The 16,474-nt window shown below is 59.1% G+C and carries 16 protein-coding genes and 1 tRNA gene; all 17 read left to right on the top strand.

The window, feature by feature from the left end; all coding sequences use genetic code 11:
* Positions 1-67: 67 nt before the first annotated feature.
* The 17 genes from M0D69_RS27480 to M0D69_RS27400 all read left to right on the top strand — a co-directional run bounded on the left by M0D69_RS27480 (position 68) and on the right by M0D69_RS27400 (position 16,459).
* A complete protein-coding gene (locus tag M0D69_RS27480) occupies positions 68-1,084 on the top strand; it encodes an NAD(P)H-quinone oxidoreductase (RefSeq protein ID WP_301785020.1) in 1,017 nt (338 codons plus the stop codon).
* A 169-nt stretch (positions 1,085-1,253) separates the two neighbouring features.
* Complete coding sequence (gene tpiA / locus M0D69_RS27475) at positions 1,254-2,036, top strand: triose-phosphate isomerase (RefSeq protein ID WP_301785019.1); 783 nt, start codon at positions 1,254-1,256, stop codon at positions 2,034-2,036.
* 85 nt (positions 2,037-2,121) lie between these two features.
* The gene (secG, locus tag M0D69_RS27470) at positions 2,122-2,499 is read left to right on the top strand and encodes a preprotein translocase subunit SecG (RefSeq protein ID WP_301785018.1); all 378 of its coding nucleotides are present in this window, start codon (positions 2,122-2,124) and stop codon (positions 2,497-2,499) included.
* 114 nt (positions 2,500-2,613) lie between these two features.
* Positions 2,614-2,698, top strand: a tRNA-Leu gene (locus M0D69_RS27465).
* Between the two features lie 164 nt (positions 2,699-2,862).
* On the top strand, positions 2,863-3,222 hold the full coding sequence (locus M0D69_RS27460; protein WP_056353980.1) for an NADH-quinone oxidoreductase subunit A: 360 nt from the start codon (positions 2,863-2,865) through the stop codon (positions 3,220-3,222).
* Positions 3,223-3,297: 75 nt separating this feature from the next.
* On the top strand, positions 3,298-3,777 hold the full coding sequence (locus M0D69_RS27455) for an NADH-quinone oxidoreductase subunit B family protein (protein WP_027819582.1): 480 nt from the start codon (positions 3,298-3,300) through the stop codon (positions 3,775-3,777).
* 102 nt (positions 3,778-3,879) lie between these two features.
* Positions 3,880-4,482, top strand: coding sequence for an NADH-quinone oxidoreductase subunit C (locus M0D69_RS27450; protein WP_301785017.1), 603 nt, complete (start codon positions 3,880-3,882; stop codon positions 4,480-4,482).
* A gap of 9 nt (positions 4,483-4,491) precedes the next feature.
* Positions 4,492-5,745 carry an NADH-quinone oxidoreductase subunit D gene (locus M0D69_RS27445; RefSeq protein WP_047844585.1) on the top strand — a complete coding sequence of 418 codons (1,254 nt, stop codon included), beginning with the start codon at positions 4,492-4,494 and terminating at the stop codon, positions 5,743-5,745.
* A 155-nt stretch (positions 5,746-5,900) separates the two neighbouring features.
* Complete coding sequence (gene nuoE / locus M0D69_RS27440) at positions 5,901-6,386, top strand: NADH-quinone oxidoreductase subunit NuoE (protein ID WP_301785016.1); 486 nt, start codon at positions 5,901-5,903, stop codon at positions 6,384-6,386.
* Positions 6,383-7,708 carry an NADH-quinone oxidoreductase subunit NuoF gene (gene nuoF / locus M0D69_RS27435; RefSeq protein ID WP_301785015.1) on the top strand — a complete coding sequence of 442 codons (1,326 nt, stop codon included), beginning with the start codon at positions 6,383-6,385 and terminating at the stop codon, positions 7,706-7,708. The genes nuoE and nuoF overlap by 4 nt, the downstream gene beginning before the upstream one ends.
* Positions 7,709-7,739: 31 nt before the next feature.
* Complete coding sequence (gene nuoG, locus M0D69_RS27430; protein ID WP_301785014.1) at positions 7,740-10,076, top strand: NADH-quinone oxidoreductase subunit NuoG; 2,337 nt, start codon at positions 7,740-7,742, stop codon at positions 10,074-10,076.
* Positions 10,077-11,141 carry an NADH-quinone oxidoreductase subunit NuoH gene (gene nuoH / locus M0D69_RS27425; protein ID WP_301785013.1) on the top strand — a complete coding sequence of 355 codons (1,065 nt, stop codon included), beginning with the start codon at positions 10,077-10,079 and terminating at the stop codon, positions 11,139-11,141.
* An 18-nt stretch (positions 11,142-11,159) separates the two neighbouring features.
* Positions 11,160-11,648, top strand: a complete 489-nt coding sequence (gene nuoI / locus M0D69_RS27420) for an NADH-quinone oxidoreductase subunit NuoI (protein WP_047844580.1) — start codon at positions 11,160-11,162, stop codon at positions 11,646-11,648.
* A 172-nt stretch (positions 11,649-11,820) separates the two neighbouring features.
* Positions 11,821-12,534 carry an NADH-quinone oxidoreductase subunit J gene (locus M0D69_RS27415; RefSeq protein ID WP_301785012.1) on the top strand — a complete coding sequence of 238 codons (714 nt, stop codon included), beginning with the start codon at positions 11,821-11,823 and terminating at the stop codon, positions 12,532-12,534.
* Between the two features lie 6 nt (positions 12,535-12,540).
* The gene (nuoK, locus tag M0D69_RS27410; protein WP_031360677.1) at positions 12,541-12,846 is read left to right on the top strand and encodes an NADH-quinone oxidoreductase subunit NuoK; all 306 of its coding nucleotides are present in this window, start codon (positions 12,541-12,543) and stop codon (positions 12,844-12,846) included.
* Between the two features lie 17 nt (positions 12,847-12,863).
* Positions 12,864-14,951: an NADH-quinone oxidoreductase subunit L gene (gene nuoL / locus M0D69_RS27405; RefSeq protein WP_301785011.1), complete on the top strand. Its 2,088-nt coding sequence runs from the start codon at positions 12,864-12,866 to the stop codon at positions 14,949-14,951.
* Positions 14,952-14,968: 17 nt separating this feature from the next.
* Positions 14,969-16,459, top strand: coding sequence for an NADH-quinone oxidoreductase subunit M (locus M0D69_RS27400; RefSeq protein WP_301785010.1), 1,491 nt, complete (start codon positions 14,969-14,971; stop codon positions 16,457-16,459).
* Positions 16,460-16,474: the final 15 nt, after the last annotated feature.

Raw genomic sequence — 16,474 nt, 5'->3', positions numbered from 1 at the left:
GAATGAGCCCGCAATGCCATAGGGTTATGCATCGCTGTTTCCCAGTGCGTCTTGAAGGATTAAGCAGATGAAAGCGATCGAAATCACCGAGTTTGGCGCACCTGACGTGTTGAAGCTGGGCGAGCGCCCGATGCCGGAGCCGAAGGCCGGCGAAGTGCTGATCAAGGTCGCGGCATCGGGCGTGAATCGTCCGGACGTGTTCCAGCGCAAGGGCGGTTATGCGCCGCCGCCGGGCGCCTCGGATCTGCCGGGACTGGAGGTGGCCGGTGAGATCGTGCGCGGTGACTTCGATCCGAAGCACAATCCGTTCGGTTTGAAAGCGGGCGACCGCGTGTGCGCGCTGCTTGCCGGCGGCGGGTATGCCGAATACGCGTGCGCGCCGCTGGAGCAATGCCTGCCGGTGCCCAAGGGGCTGACGGACATCGAGGCGGCGTCGCTGCCGGAAACGTTCTTCACGGTCTGGAGCAACGTGTTCGAACGCGCGCATCTGGGCAAGGGCGAGAACGGCGCGGAAGAAACGCTGCTGATCCAGGGCGGTTCGAGCGGTATCGGCGTGACGGCGATCCAGATTGCGAAGGCGCTTGGGCATCGCGTGTTCGTGACAGCCGGGAACAACGAGAAGTGCCAGGCGTGCGAAAAGCTCGGCGCGGAACGGGCGATCAACTACAACACAGAAGATTTCGTCGATGTCGTGAAGTCGCTGACGAACGATCGCGGTGTGGATGTGATTCTCGACATGGTCGCGGGCGACTATCTGCCGCGTGAGCTGAAGGCGCTGGCCGACGGCGGCCGCGTGGTGGTGATCGCGACGCTGGGTGGTTCGAAAGCAGAGATAAATCTCAACGAGGTGCTGCGCCGCCGGCTGGTGATTACCGGTTCGACGCTGCGGCCGCGCGCAGTCGCGTTCAAGGGCAGGGTCGCGGTGCAGTTGAAGACGTACGTGTGGCCGGAAATTGAAGCGGGGCGGATCAAGCCTGTCATCCATCAGGTTTTTCCCGCCGATCAGGCCGCCGCGGCTCACGCATTGATGGAAGGCAGCACGCACATTGGCAAGATCATGCTGGACTGGGGTCAGGTCGCCTGAGCCCAGGTCGAGAATTGAAATGACCGGCCGATCAGGTTTCGTTGTTTGACCGTTTTCCGCCGCTCACAGTAAAATCGCGTGTTGTGCTGGGGCGTTGTGTCCGAAAGTTCCATTTTTCTATTTCATTGATCGGCAGCCTCGCTGTTCGACGTGACAAAAGCCGAGACAAATGCCGAAAGAACAAGCCAAACGCACAAAGCTGGTGATCGGAAACTGGAAGATGCACGGCCGGCTGGTGGAGAACGCGGTCTTGCTGCAAGCGGTTGCCGCCGGTGCTGCGACGTTGCAGAAGGGCGTACGCACGGGAGTTTGCGTGCCGGCGCCGTATCTCGCGCAGGCGCAGGCGCTGCTGGGCGGGTCGCTGGCTGCCTGGGGTGTTCAGGATATCTCGGCTCACGTGCAGGGCGCTTATACCGGTGAAGTCGCAGCGGGCATGGCGGCAGATTTTGGTGCAACATTCGCGGTTGTCGGCCACTCCGAGCGGCGCGCCTATCATTGCGAGCATTCAGATCTGGTCGCGGTGAAAGCGCTGCGCGCACTGGAAGCCGGACTGACACCTATCGTATGTGTAGGCGAAACGCTGGAGCAGCGCGACAACGGTTCGACGGAGCAGGTAGTCGGCACGCAACTGGAAGCCGTGTTGCTGATGCTGAGCGAGGAGCAGGCCACAAAGATCGTCGTGGCGTACGAGCCGGTCTGGGCGATCGGCACGGGAAAAAGCGCGACGACCGAGCAGGCGCAACAGGTTCATGCATTCCTGCGTGCGCAGCTGGCGAGCAAGGGCGCGGCAGTGGCGAACGTGCCGGTGTTGTACGGCGGCAGTGTCAAGCCGGAGAACGCAGAAGAGTTATTCGCTCAACAGGACATCGATGGCGGATTGATTGGCGGTGCATCGCTGAAGTCCAACGATTTTCTTGCGATTTGCCAGGCTGCACAAAACGGTTCGGTTTAATCGCCGAGTTTAAGCTTTCGAAAATGTAAGCATTAAATCGTGACGCAACAGTGTCACGTGAACATTAAAGATTCGGGTGAACGGAATGCTGTATTTAAAGACTTTGATTATTGTTGTCCAGTTGCTGTCGGCGTTCGGTGTTATCGGCCTGGTATTGTTGCAGCACGGCAAAGGCGCCGACATGGGCGCGGCATTCGGCAGTGGCGCGTCGGGAAGCCTGTTCGGGGCAACCGGTTCGGCCAACTTCCTGTCCCGTACAACAGCTGTGCTCGCCGCGGTGTTTTTCATCTCGACGCTGACGCTCACATACCTCGGCAGCTACAAGCCGGCAGCGTCCGCAGGCTTGCTGGGCGGGGCGGCAGCGACTGCGCCTGCCGCGCATCCGGTGGTCGCTGCGTCGGGTTCCGCTGCGGGTTCGGCACCGGTTGCAGCGTCGGGTCCAGGCTCTGACGTTCCGAAATAATTTTTCGCCTGGATCGCTTTTTGTGCGTTGAACAAACTGGTTAACCCGGTTATAATTTTGTTCTTGAAGCGATTCCCGGCAATAAGAAGTTGTTTTTCCGGATTGCAAGACAGTGCCGACGTGGTGAAATTGGTAGACACGCTATCTTGAGGGGGTAGTGGCGAAAGCTGTGCGAGTTCGAGTCTCGCCGTCGGCACCAAAAGTTATCCAATGCCAGCCGCATGCATTGCTTCGGCTGGCATTGTCACTTCTGGCGAGTGAATCTGCTCAAGGTCTCTTGTGCATGTTTCTCGGCTTTAGTTGAAAATCGGTTGGGCAGTCGTCCCGGCCGGCATACCAGATCAAACCGATTTGAGGATAGTCGTGAATCTCTCAGCCTATTATCCCGTCTTGCTGTTCCTCGTCGTGGGCACCGGTTTAGGCATCGCTCTCGTGAGCATCGGTAAGATCCTCGGTCCCAATAAGCCTGACACTGAAAAGAACGCACCTTACGAGTGTGGCTTCGAAGCATTCGAAGACGCGCGGATGAAGTTCGATGTGCGTTACTATCTCGTCGCTATTCTGTTCATTATTTTCGACCTCGAAACCGCGTTCCTGTTCCCGTGGGGCGTTGCCCTGCGCGACATCGGCTGGCCCGGTTTCCTGTCAATGATGGTATTTCTGCTCGAGTTTCTGCTTGGTTTTGCCTACATCTGGAGAAAGGGTGGGCTGGACTGGGAGTAACGAGGTATCGGGTGGGTTGAAGATCACCGGATTGCTGGGCGGCTTTGGCTGGCTGCTCATCTGGAGTGAAAGCAAATGAGTATCGAAGGGGTCTTGAAGGAAGGGTTTGTCACCACCACGGCTGACAAGCTGATCAACTGGACGCGCACGGGTTCGCTGTGGCCCATGACGTTTGGTCTGGCATGTTGCGCGGTCGAGATGATGCACGCGGGCGCAGCGCGTTATGACCTGGACCGGTTCGGCGTGGTGTTTCGCCCGAGTCCGCGACAGTCGGACGTGATGATCGTCGCCGGCACGCTGTGCAACAAGATGGCGCCGGCGCTGCGCAAGGTCTATGACCAGATGGCCGAGCCGCGCTGGGTGATTTCCATGGGTTCGTGCGCGAATGGTGGTGGTTACTACCACTACTCGTATTCGGTTGTGCGCGGATGCGACCGCATCGTTCCGGTCGATGTCTACGTGCCCGGATGCCCGCCGACGGCTGAAGCGCTTGTGTACGGCGTGATCCAGTTGCAGGCGAAGATTCGCCGCACCAGCACCATCGCTCGTCAGTAATTGTCGTCAGTAAGTACGTCGATAAGTCGTGACGCCGGTCAGCACGCCAGTCAGCGTCATTGAAGTCCCATTAAGCCTCACCAAGGCCTGAGCCTCCCCAATATGGCAAGCAAACTCGAGACCCTGAAAGCGAACCTCGAGGCGGCGTTCGGCGACCGCCTGCAGAGCATCACTGAATCGCTCGGGCAACTGACCATCGTCGTCAAGGCGGCGAACTACGCCGACGTGGCGCTCAAGCTGCGCGACGACCGTTCGCTCGGCTTTGAACAACTCGTCGACCTGTGCGGCGTCGATTACTCGACGTACGGCGAAGGCGCCTACGAAGGCCCGCGGTTCGCGGCCGTCCTCCATCTTCTTTCGATCGCGAACAACTGGCGTCTGCGCGTGCGCGTGTTCGCACCGGACGACGAAGTGCCCATCGTGTCATCGGTAGTCGAAGTCTGGTCGTCGGCGAACTGGTACGAGCGCGAGGCATTCGACTTGTTCGGCATCGTCTTCGAAGGTCACCCGGACCTGCGCCGCATTCTCACCGACTACGGCTTTATCGGCCATCCGTTCCGCAAGGACTTCCCGGTGTCGGGATATGTCGAAATGCGCTACGACCCGGAAGAGAAGCGCGTCGTGTACCAGCCAGTGACGATCGAGCCGCGCGAGATTACGCCGCGCGTGATCCGCGAGGACCGCTATGGCGGTCTGAAACACTAAGAGAACGCCATGGCAGAGATCAAGAACTACACGCTCAATTTCGGCCCGCAACACCCGGCCGCGCACGGTGTGCTGCGCCTCGTGCTGGAGCTCGACGGTGAAGTGATTCAACGCGCCGATCCGCATATCGGCTTGTTGCATCGCGCGACCGAAAAGCTCGCTGAGACGAAGACCTTCATTCAGTCCGTGCCGTACATGGACCGTCTCGACTACGTGTCGATGATGGTCAACGAGCACGGCTACGTGATGGCCATCGAAAAGCTGCTCGGCATCGACATCCCGGTTCGCGCGAAATATATCCGCGTGCTTTTCGACGAAATCACGCGTGTGCTGAACCACCTGATGTGGATCGGCTCGCACGCGCTCGACGTCGGCGCAATGGCGGTGTTTTTGTATGCGTTCCGCGAACGCGAAGACCTGATGGACGTGTACGAAGCGGTGTCCGGTGCACGGATGCACGCGGCGTATTACCGTCCGGGCGGCGTATATCGCGATCTGCCTGACGCAATGCCGCAATACAAGGCGTCGAAAATCCGCAATGCGAAGGCGTTGTCGCGGATGAACGAAACGCGTCAAGGTTCGCTGCTTGATTTCATCGACGATTTCTTTACGCGGTTTCCGAAGTGTGTGGACGAGTACGAGACGCTGCTGACCGATAACCGGATCTGGAAGCAGCGGCTGGTGGGTATCGGCGTGGTCAGTCCTGAGCGCGCATTGCAGCTCGGCATGACCGGCGCGATGCTGCGCGGCTCGGGCATTGAATGGGATTTGCGCAAGAAGCAGCCGTACGAAGTCTACGATCAGCTCGACTTTGATATTCCGGTCGGTGTGAACGGCGACTGCTACGACCGTTATCTGGTGCGCGTGGAAGAAATGCGTCAGTCCACCCGCATCGCGAAACAATGTATTGAGTGGCTGCGCAAGAATCCGGGCCCGGTGATGGTCGACAATCACAAGGTTGCGCCGCCTTCGCGCGTGGGCATGAAGACCAACATGGAAGAGCTGATTCACCACTTCAAGCTCTTTACGGAAGGTTTTCACGTTCCCGAAGGCGAGACGTACGCGGCGGTCGAGCATCCGAAGGGCGAGTTCGGCATCTATCTGATCTCGGACGGCGCGAACAAGCCGTACCGCCTGAAGATTCGTGCGCCGGGTTATGCGCATCTTGCTTCGCTCGACGAAATGGCTCGCGGTCACATGATTGCGGACGCGGTGACGATCATCGGCACGCAGGACATCGTGTTCGGTGAGATCGATCGCTGAGATGCGCCCGAGAACCTGTGCCGCACCACGCCGGCTTGCTCGCACGATCGTGCTGGGCATGCCGGCGAAACAACAACAGCAGGACGCCAGGTCTGCCGCAAAAGAAGGGCGCGGCGGGTTTTCGTTCGGTAGGAACTGAAAGAGTCGTGTCTGAAATGATCTCAGCTGAAGGCCTGAAAGAAATCGATCGCGCGATCGCGAAGTATCCCGTGGACCAGAAACAGTCCGCGGTGATGTCGGCGTTGACCGTCGCTCAGGAAGAGCATGGCTGGCTATCGCCGGAAATCATGCAGTTCGTGGCTGACTACCTGAGCATGCCCGCTGTGGCCGTGCAGGAAGTGGCGACGTTCTACACCATGTACGAGACCTCGCCGGTCGGCAAACACAAGATCACGCTCTGTACCAACTTGCCGTGCCAGCTTGGGCCCGACGGCGGCTCGGAAAGCGCCGCTGAATACCTGAAGCAAAAGCTCGGCATCGACTTTGGCGAAACCACCGCCGACGGCAAGTTCACCTTGAAAGAAGGCGAATGCTTCGGCGCGTGCGGCGATGCTCCCGTGCTGCTCGTGAACAATCATCGTATGTGCAGTTTCATGAGTCGCGAACGGATCGACACGCTCCTCGAGGAACTATCGAAATGACGTCTCTTCACGACCGCCACATCCAGCCCCTGATTCTCGCCGGTCTCAACGGCGAGAACTGGCACCTCGAAGACTATGTGGCGCGCGGCGGTTACGCCCAGCTGCGCCGCATCCTCGAAGAAAAGATCCCGCAGGAGCAGGTCATCGCCGACGTCAAGGCGTCAGGCCTGCGCGGTCGCGGCGGTGCGGGTTTTCCGACCGGCCTCAAGTGGAGCTTCATGCCGCGTCAGTTCCCGGGGCAGAAGTACCTCGTCTGCAATTCGGACGAAGGCGAGCCGGGTACGTTCAAAGACCGCGACATCCTGCGCTGGAATCCGCATGCGCTGATCGAAGGCATGGCCATTGGCGCGTATGCCATGGGCATCACGGTCGGCTACAACTACATTCACGGCGAGATTTTCGAGGTCTATCGGATCTTCGAAAAGGCGCTTGAAGAAGCGCGTGCCGCCGGTTATCTCGGTGCGAATATTCTGGGTTCGGGCTTCTCGTTCGAATTGCATGCGCACCACGGTTACGGCGCGTATATCTGCGGCGAAGAAACTGCGCTGCTCGAATCGCTCGAAGGCAAGAAAGGCCAGCCGCGTTTCAAGCCGCCGTTCCCGGCGAGCTTTGGCGTGTATGGCAAGCCGACCACGATCAACAACACCGAAACGTTCGCAGCGGTGCCGTTCCTGCTGGCTATCGGCCCGCAGAAATATCTCGAGATCGGCAAGCCGAACAACGGCGGCACGAAAATCTTCTCGGTTGCCGGCGACGTCAATTTTCCGGGCAACTTCGAAGTGCCGCTCGGTACGTCGTTTGAGACCTTGCTCGAGTTGGCCGGTGGCGTGCGCGGCAAGTCGGTGAAAGCGGTGATCCCGGGTGGATCGTCGGCACCGGTGATTCCGGGCGAGATCATGTTGAAGACCGACATGGACTACGACTCCATCGCGAAAGCCGGGTCCATGCTGGGTTCGGGCGCCGTTATCGTGATGAACGAAACGCGCTGCATGGTGCGCTCGCTGCTGCGCTTGTCCTATTTCTATTACGAAGAGTCGTGCGGTCAATGCACGCCTTGCCGTGAAGGCACGGGCTGGCTGTATCGGGTTGTCCATCGGATCGAACACGGACTCGGGCGCAAGGAAGACCTGGATCTGCTGAACTCGGTCGCCGAAAACATCATGGGTCGTACCATCTGTGCTCTCGGCGACGCGGCGGCCATGCCGGTGCGCGGCATGCTGAAGCACTTCTGGGACGAATTTGAATATCACGTCGAGCATAAACATTGTCTCGTCGACGGACACGCGCATCATGCGCACACGTCCGAAGCGCTTACCGCGTGATCAGTGATCAGGCCAAGGACCATTCCCCATCATGGTTGAACTAGAAATCGACGGCAAAAGTGTAGAAGTGCCTGAAGGCAGCATGGTGATCCAGGCTGCGCATAAGGTCGATTCATACATTCCTCACTTTTGCTATCACAAGAAGCTGTCGATCGCGGCGAACTGCCGGATGTGCCTGGTCGAAGTAGAGAAAATGCCGAAGGCGGTTCCCGCCTGTGCCACACCGGTGTCGGCGGGCATGATCGTGCGTACGAAATCGGACAAGGCCGTCAAGGCACAGCAGTCCGTGATGGAATTCCTGCTGATCAATCACCCGCTCGATTGCCCGATCTGCGACCAGGGCGGTGAATGTCAACTGCAAGACTTGGCCGTGGGTTACGGCAAGTCGCAGTCGCGTTACAACGAAGAAAAGCGCGTGGTGTTCCACAAGAACGTCGGACCGCTGATCTCGATGGAAGAGATGACGCGCTGCATCCATTGCACGCGTTGCGTGCGTTTCGGTCAGGAAGTGGCCGGCGTGATGGAACTCGGCATGCTGGGTCGTGGCGAGCATTCGGAAATCACGTCGTTCGTCGGCAAGACGGTGGACTCGGAACTGTCGGGCAACATGATCGACCTGTGCCCGGTCGGTGCGTTGACGAGCAAGCCGTTTCGCTACAGCGCCCGCACGTGGGAGTTGTCGCGCCGCAAGTCGATCAGCCCGCACGATTCCGTCGGCGCGAATCTGGTTGTTCAGGTGAAGAACAACCGCGTGATGCGCGTTCTGCCGATGGAAAACGAAGCTATCAACGAATGCTGGATCTCGGACAAGGATCGTTTCTCGTATGAAGCGCTGAACAGCGACGAGCGTCTCACGCAGCCGATGCTGAAGCAGGGCGGCAAGTGGATCGAGACCGACTGGCAGACGGCGCTGGAATATGTGGCAAAGGGTATCAAGGGCATTACGGCCGATCACGGCGCGAATCAGATCGCTGCCTTGGCTACGGCGCATAGCACGGTCGAAGAACTGTATCTGCTCAAGCAATTCGCTGAAGGCGTAGGCTCGCCGAATGTCGATTTCCGTCTGCGTCAAAGCGATTTCTCGGCACCGGTTTCCGACAGCGCGCCGTGGCTCGGCATGAAGATCGCGGACCTGACGAACGTCGATACGGCGTTTGTGGTCGGTTCGTTCCTGCGCCGCGATCATCCGCTGTTCGCCGCGCGTTTGCGGCAAGCCGCGAAGGGCGGTGCGAAGCTCACGTTCCTGAACGCGACGAACGACGACTCGCTGATTCCGGCTGCGCATCGCGTGGTCGCGGCGCCGTCGGAATGGCTCGACCGCCTCGGCAGTCTGGCTGCGGCAGTTGCCGAGGCACGTGGCGTTGCGGTGCCGGAAGCGTTCGCTGGACATGAAGCGTCGGCGGCTGCGAAGGACATCGCCGCTTCGTTGTCGGCCGGTGACAAGCGTGTGGTGTTGCTCGGCAACAGCGTGGTTCAGCACCCGCAGTTTGCGCAGATCCAGGCCGTGAGCCAATGGATTGCGGACAACACGGGCGCAACGCTGGGTTATCTGACGGAATCGGCCAACACGGTTGGTGCGCATCTCGTCGATGCACTGCCGGGCGAAGGCGGCCTGAACGCACGCGAAGTATTCGAGCAGCCGCGCAAGGGCTACGTGCTGTTCAACGTCGAACCCGAATTCGATACCGCCAACCCCGCTCAAGCGCTGGCCGCATTGAAGCAGGCAGAAATGGTTGTCGCTTTGTCGGCATTCAAGCATGGCGCCGATTACGCCGACGTGCTGTTGCCCATCGCTCCGTTCACGGAAACGTCGGGCACGTTCGTCAATGCCGAAGGTACGGCGCAGACGTTCAACGGCGTCGTGCGTCCGCTGGGCGAAACGCGTCCGGGCTGGAAAGTGCTGCGCGTACTGGGCAGCTTGCTCGGCCTGAAGGGTTTCGAATTCGATACCGCTGAAGAAGTCCGCATCGCCGCATTGGGTACGGGCGATCTGACGGCACGCCTGTCGAACAAGACGGACGTGGCGATCAAGGCTGTTTCGAAAGCGGCTGCCAACGAAGGCAGTTACGAACGCCTCGCCGACACGCCGATCTATCACGCCGACGCGCTCTCGCGCCGCGCGGAATCGCTGCATCTGACGGCCGCTGCGCGCGATGCAAACGTAGTTGCGCTGCCGACGTCGCTGTTTGAGAAACTCGGTCTGAAAAACGGCGACGCAGTGCGTGTCGCTCAAGGCGATCTCGCGGTGGTCCTGCCGGCAGTTCGCGACGCGAACCTGGCGGAAAGCGTGGTGCGTGTGTCGGCGGGAACGTCGGCCGGTGCAGCGCTCGGGGCTCTGTTCGGTGAACTGGTAGTGGAGAAGGCGTAAATGGGCTTGTTCGATACGATCAACGCGGGCGGGACGCAGATTCTCGGCGTCGCCTGGCCGACGGTGTGGGCGCTAGTCCGCATTCTCGTGGTCTCGGTGGTGATCCTGCTGTGCGTGGCGTACCTGATTCTGTGGGAACGCAAGCTCATCGGCTGGATGCACGTGCGTCTCGGCCCGAATCGCGTGGGTCCGATGGGTCTGTTGCAGCCGATCGCCGACGTGCTGAAGCTGCTGCTGAAAGAAGTGATTCAGCCGACGCAAGCCAGCCGCTGGATCTACCTGATCGCGCCGATCATGACCGTGGTGCCGGCCTTTGCGGTGTGGGCGGTGATTCCGTTTCAAGCGAAAGCGGTGCTAGGCGACGTCAACGCCGGCCTGCTCTACGTGATGGCGATTTCGTCCGTCGGCGTATATGGCGTGATTCTGGCCGGCTGGGCATCGAACTCGAAGTACGCGTTCCTTGGCGCCATGCGCGCAGCAGCGCAGATGGTGTCGTACGAAATTTCGATGGGCTTCGCGCTTGTCGTCGTGCTGATGGTGACGGGCAGCCTGAATATGTCCTCCATCGTGGTGTCGCAGGAACACGGCATATTCGCGAACTGGGGCATCAACTTTCTTTCGTGGAACTGGTTGCCGCTGCTGCCCATGTTCGTCGTGTACTTCGTCTCGGGGATTGCGGAAACCAATCGTCACCCGTTTGACGTGGTGGAAGGCGAGTCGGAAATTGTCGCGGGCCACATGATCGATTATTCGGGCATGGCGTTCGCGCTGTTCTTCCTGGCCGAATACATCAACATGATCGTGATCTCGGCGATCGCAACCACGCTGTTCCTCGGTGGCTGGAGCGCACCGTTCGGTTTCCTGTCCTTCATCCCGGGCATTTTCTGGTTCGTGCTGAAGATCTTCTTCCTGCTGTCGGTGTTCATCTGGGCCCGTGCGACGTTCCCGCGTTATCGCTACGACCAGATCATGCGTCTCGGCTGGAAAATCTTTCTGCCGGTGTCGGTGGTGTGGGTGGTCGTGGTCGGGTTCTGGATCATGTCGCCGCTGAACATCTGGAAATAATGGGCGGATGAAATAACCATGAACGCATTACAGAATTTTTTCAAAACGTTTTTCCTGACCGAGTTATTGAAAGGTCTGGCGCTGACGGGCGGCTATGTGTTCCAGCGCAAGATCACCGTTCAGTTCCCGGAAGAGAAGACACCTATTTCCCCGCGTTTTCGTGGCCTGCATGCATTGCGCCGATATGAAAACGGCGAGGAGCGCTGCATCGCGTGCAAGTTGTGCGAGGCCGTGTGCCCAGCACTCGCGATCACGATCGAATCGGAAACGCGCGCCGACAATACGCGCCGCACCACGCGTTACGACATCGACCTGACCAAGTGCATCTTCTGCGGTTTCTGCGAAGAAAGCTGCCCGGTCGATTCGATCGTCGAAACGCACATTCTCGAGTATCACGGCGAGAAGCGCGGCGACTTGTACTTCACGAAAGACATGCTGCTGGCAGTGGGCGACCGTTATGAAACGGAGATCGCTGCGGCCAAGGCGGCTGATGCGCCTTATCGGTAAAACGCGGTAAAGCGGAGCGGGGCGCAGCATAGTGCGGTGCCCCTTGCTGTTCCTGCATTTGAATTGACCTGCTGTTCCGGCCCGCGCGCCAAGCTTGTAGGTTGCGTTCTTCAAACAACGCAACACGGCGCGTTTGTGTCAAAACACAAAGCCTAACGATGAACCGGTAATCATGGAATTCACGACCGTACTGTTTTACATCTTCGCGCTGCTGCTGGTTGTCTCGGCGCTGAAGGTGATCACTTCGCGCAATCCGGTGGCGTCCGCCTTGTTTCTCGTGCTCGCGTTCTTCAACGCGGCCGCGATCTGGATGTTGCTTGAGGCCGAATTCCTCGCCATTCTGCTGGTTCTCGTCTATGTCGGCGCGGTGATGGTGCTGTTCCTGTTCGTGGTGATGATGCTGGACATCAACCTCGACGCGCTGCACGGCGACTTCAAGAAATTCGTACCCATAGCCAGCATTGTGGGCGCGATCATCATCATCGAAACGGCATTGATCTTGTGGCACGGCTACGGCGCGACGGTGACGCCGGTGCATGACGCCATGCTGATCAACGGCGTGGGCGCCGGAGTGGCCCCGAACGCGGTGATGTCGAACTCGCACCTGATCGGCAAGGTCATCTACACCGACTACATCTTCGCGTTTGAAATCGCGGGCCTGATCCTGCTGGTGGCGATCATCGCGGCTATCTCGCTGACCGTTCGCGAGAAGAAGGACAGCAAGCGCCAGCGCATCAGCGACCAGGTCAAGGTGCGTGCGCAAGATCGCGTGCGGATTGTCAAGATGAAGTCCGAACAAGAAGCGCCGGACGCCACGACCAATCCGCCCGTGACCGGCAATGCCGGCGCCGGCACGGTCGACAACAAAGCAAAGGCTGAGGAGTAAATAATCATGTTGAGTCTTGCCCATTACCTTGTGCTTGGCGCGATCCTGTTCGCGATCAGCATCGTCGGAATCTTTCTGAATCGACGTAACGTGATCATCATCCTGATGGCAATCGAGCTGATGCTGTTGGCGGTGAACACCAACTTCGTCGCGTTCTCGCATTATCTCGGCGACATCCACGGCCAGATCTTCGTGTTCTTTGTGCTCACGGTGGCAGCCGCCGAAGCCGCGATCGGCCTCGCGATCCTGGTCACATTGTTCCGCAGTCTCGACACGATCAACGTCGAAGATCTCGATCAGCTCAAAGGTTAATTTCAGGCAAGACAGCTATGTCCATGACACTCAATGAAAACCTGCTGCTCGTGATTGCGCTGGCGCCGCTTGCCGGTTCGCTGATCGCCGGGCTGTTCGGCTGGAAGATCGGGCGCAAGGCTTCGCACCGCGTGACGATCCTCAGCGTGATGATCTCGTTTGTGCTTTCCTGCATCGTCCTTCTGGACGTGATGCAGGGCGCGAGCTTCAACGCGACCATCTACGAATGGATGACGGTCGGGCCGCTGAAGATGGAGATCGGCTTCCTGGTCGATTCGCTCACCGCGATGATGATGGTGATCGTCACCTTCGTCTCGCTGATGGTGCACATCTACACGATCGGCTACATGGCCGACGAGAAAGTGGGCTACGAGCGGTTCTTCTCGTACATCTCGCTCTTCACGTTCTCCATGCTGATGCTCGTGATGAGCAACAACTTCCTGCAGCTGTTCTTCGGCTGGGAAGCGGTGGGCCTCGTGTCGTACCTGCTGATCGGCTTCTACTTCACGCGTCCGACGGCCATCTACGCGAACATGAAGGCGTTCATCGTGAACCGCGTGGGCGACTTCGGGTTCCTGCTCGGCATCGGTTTGTTGCTGGCGTTTGCTGGTTCGCTGAACTACGGCGATGTGTTCGCGCATCGTACCGAACTGGCCGGCATGACGTTCCCGGGTACCGATTGGGGTTTGCTGACCGTGGCCTGTATCTGCCTGTTCATCGGCGCGATGGGTAAGTCGGCGCAATTCCCGCTGCACGTGTGGCTGCCGGACTCCATGGAAGGCCCGACGCCTATCTCGGCGCTGATCCACGCGGCAACCATGGTGACGGCCGGTATCTTCATGGTGACGCGCATGTCGCCGCTGTTCGAACTGTCGGATTCGGCGTTGTCGTTCGTGACGGTGATCGGCGCGATCACGGCGCTGTTCATGGGTTTCCTGGGTGTCGTGCAGAACGACATCAAGCGTGTGGTGGCTTACTCCACGCTCTCGCAACTCGGTTACATGACGGTGGCGCTTGGCGTCTCCGCTTACCCGGTAGCAGTGTTTCACCTGGCCACGCACGCATTCTTCAAAGCGCTGCTGTTCCTTGGCGCGGGTTCGGTGATCATCGGCATGCACCACGACCAGGACATGCGCAACATGGGCGGCCTGCGCAAGTACATGCCGATCACGTGGATCACTTCGCTCGTCGGTTCGCTTGCGCTGATCGGCACGCCGTTCTTCTCGGGTTTCTACTCGAAAGATTCGATCATCGATGCCGTGAAGGCGTCGCACATCGCAGGCTCGGGTTTCGCGTACTTCGCGGTGGTGGCGAGCGTGTTCGTCACGGCGTTGTACTCGTTCCGCATGTACTTCATGGTGTTTCACGGCAAGGAGCGCTTCCGTGGTCCGAAGCATCCGGAAAGCCCGATGGCTCTCGAAGCCGCCGCGCATGCACACGATTCACATGGTCACGATAGCCACGATGCACACGGCCATGACGATCACGGCCATGCTCACCACGAGCACGTTCCGCACGAAACGCCGTGGGTCATTACCCTGCCGCTGGTCCTGCTGGCCATCCCGTCGGTGATCATCGGTGCGATTGCGATCGGCCCGATGCTGTTCGGCGACTTCTTCGCGCACGGCGTGGTGTTCGACAAGGTAATCGCCATCGGCGACAACCATCCGGCGCTGCACGAAATGGCCGAGGAATTCCACGGCTGGTTTGCGATGGGCCTGCATTCGGTCTCGGGCTTGCCGGTCTGGCTGGCGCTCGCGGGCGTGGTCGTGTCGTGGTTCCTGTACTGGAAGCGTACGGATCTGCCGGGCGTGATCAAGCAACGTTTCCTGCCGATCTATAACTTGCTGGACAACAAGTACTACCTCGACAAGATCAACGATGTCGTATTTGCAAAGGGTGCGGTCGCCATTGGCCGCGGACTCTGGAAAGAGGGTGATGTCGCCGTTATCGACGGTATCGTCAACGGTCTCGCGAAGTTCGTCGGCTGGTTTGCCGGTGTGATTCGCTTCCTTCAATCCGGTTACATCTATCACTACGCGTTCGCCATGATTATTGGCATGTTGGGGCTCTTGACCCTGTTTGTAACGCTCGGCGGCAAATAAGGCGGGGACACCTATCTATGCACTCTTTACCCATTCTAAGTTTGGCGATCTGGTTGCCGATCATTGTCGGCATCCTTGTACTGGCAGTAGGCAATGACAGCAATCCGGGGCCTTCGCGCTGGCTTGCGTTGATCGGCTCGATTCTTGGGCTGATCGTCACCATTCCCCTGATTACCGGCTTTGACAACTCATCGGCTGCGCTGCAGTTTGAAGAGAAGTCGGTCTGGATCGAACGCTTCAATATCTCGTATCACCTTGGTGTCGACGGCCTGTCGATGTGGTTCGTCGTCTTGACCGCATTGATCACGGTGATCACGATCATCAGCGCGTGGGAAGTCATCACGGTGCGCGTGGCGCAATACCTGGCCGCGTTCCTGATTTTGTCGGGCCTCATGATCGGTGTGTTCTCGACCGCCGACGGCATGTTGTTCTATGTCTTCTTCGAAGCGACGCTGATCCCGATGTACATCATCATCGGCGTGTGGGGTGGGGCGAACCGGGTGTATGCCGCGTTCAAGTTCTTCCTGTACACGCTGATGGGCTCGCTGCTGATGCTGATCGCGTTGCTGTACCTCTACACGCAAACGCACACGTTCGATATCGCCATGTGGCAAGCAGCGAAGATCGGCTTCACGCCGCAGATCCTGCTGTTCATCGCGTTCTTCCTGGCCTTCGCCGTGAAGGTGCCGATGTGGCCGGTCCATACGTGGTTGCCTGACGCCCACGTGGAAGCGCCGACGGGCGGCTCGGTCGTGCTGGCCGCGATCATGCTGAAGCTCGGCGCGTACGGTTTCATCCGCTTCTCGCTGCCTATCGCACCGGACGCCAGTCACTTCCTGGCACCGGTGGTGATCACGTTGTCCCTGATCGCGGTGATCTACATTGGCTTCGTTGCGCTGGTGCAGGAAGACATGAAGAAGCTAGTGGCGTATTCGTCGATTGCGCACATGGGCTTCGTCACGCTCGGTTTCTTCATCTTCAGCCAGCTCGGCATGGAAGGCGCGATCATCCAGATGATCTCGCACGGCTTTGTCTCGGGCGCCATGTTCCTTTGCATTGGCGTGCTGTATGACCGCATGCATTCGCGCCGGATCGCGGACTACGGCGGTGTGGTCAACGTCATGCCGAAGTTCGCCGCATTCGCCATGTTGTTCGCGATGGCCAATTGCGGCTTGCCGGGCACCTCGGGTTTCGTCGGTGAATTCATGGTGATTCTCGCTGCGGTGAAGTTCAACTTCTGGATCGGTTTCCTCGCGACCTTCACGCTGGTTCTCGGCGCGGCGTACACGCTGTGGATGTACAAGCGCGTGCACTTCGGCGCGGTTGCGAACGAACACGTGGCGAAGCTGAAAGACCTCAACACGCGCGAGTTCTTCATGCTTGCCGTGCTTGCCGTATTTACGTTGTACATGGGCCTGTATCCGAAGCCGTTCACCGACGTGATGCACGCATCCGTAGAAAATCTGCTCTCCCACGTCGCGCAGTCCAAACTGCCGCTGGCCCAGTAACGCGTGCGGAGGAAA

It is taken from the genome of Caballeronia sp. SEWSISQ10-4 2 (assembly GCF_030464885.1).
In the GTDB taxonomy this organism is placed as follows: domain Bacteria; phylum Pseudomonadota; class Gammaproteobacteria; order Burkholderiales; family Burkholderiaceae; genus Caballeronia.
The sequence above is the reverse complement of the archived record's forward strand: the minus strand, read 5'-3'. Positions and strand labels throughout refer to the sequence as shown.

Coding starts and splice junctions, on each gene's coding strand:
- M0D69_RS27445 (WP_047844585.1), top strand. CDS start 4,492: ATGGCAGAGATCAAGAACTACACGCTCAATTTCGGCCCGCAACACCCG.
- nuoG (WP_301785014.1), top strand. CDS start 7,740: ATGGTTGAACTAGAAATCGACGGCAAAAGTGTAGAAGTGCCTGAAGGC.
- M0D69_RS27450 (WP_301785017.1), top strand. CDS start 3,880: ATGGCAAGCAAACTCGAGACCCTGAAAGCGAACCTCGAGGCGGCGTTC.
- secG (WP_301785018.1), top strand. CDS start 2,122: ATGCTGTATTTAAAGACTTTGATTATTGTTGTCCAGTTGCTGTCGGCG.
- tpiA (WP_301785019.1), top strand. CDS start 1,254: ATGCCGAAAGAACAAGCCAAACGCACAAAGCTGGTGATCGGAAACTGG.
- M0D69_RS27415 (WP_301785012.1), top strand. CDS start 11,821: ATGGAATTCACGACCGTACTGTTTTACATCTTCGCGCTGCTGCTGGTT.
- nuoL (WP_301785011.1), top strand. CDS start 12,864: ATGTCCATGACACTCAATGAAAACCTGCTGCTCGTGATTGCGCTGGCG.
- nuoH (WP_301785013.1), top strand. CDS start 10,077: ATGGGCTTGTTCGATACGATCAACGCGGGCGGGACGCAGATTCTCGGC.
- M0D69_RS27455 (WP_027819582.1), top strand. CDS start 3,298: ATGAGTATCGAAGGGGTCTTGAAGGAAGGGTTTGTCACCACCACGGCT.
- M0D69_RS27480 (WP_301785020.1), top strand. CDS start 68: ATGAAAGCGATCGAAATCACCGAGTTTGGCGCACCTGACGTGTTGAAG.
- nuoI (WP_047844580.1), top strand. CDS start 11,160: ATGAACGCATTACAGAATTTTTTCAAAACGTTTTTCCTGACCGAGTTA.
- M0D69_RS27400 (WP_301785010.1), top strand. CDS start 14,969: ATGCACTCTTTACCCATTCTAAGTTTGGCGATCTGGTTGCCGATCATT.
- nuoF (WP_301785015.1), top strand. CDS start 6,383: ATGACGTCTCTTCACGACCGCCACATCCAGCCCCTGATTCTCGCCGGT.
- nuoK (WP_031360677.1), top strand. CDS start 12,541: ATGTTGAGTCTTGCCCATTACCTTGTGCTTGGCGCGATCCTGTTCGCG.
- nuoE (WP_301785016.1), top strand. CDS start 5,901: ATGATCTCAGCTGAAGGCCTGAAAGAAATCGATCGCGCGATCGCGAAG.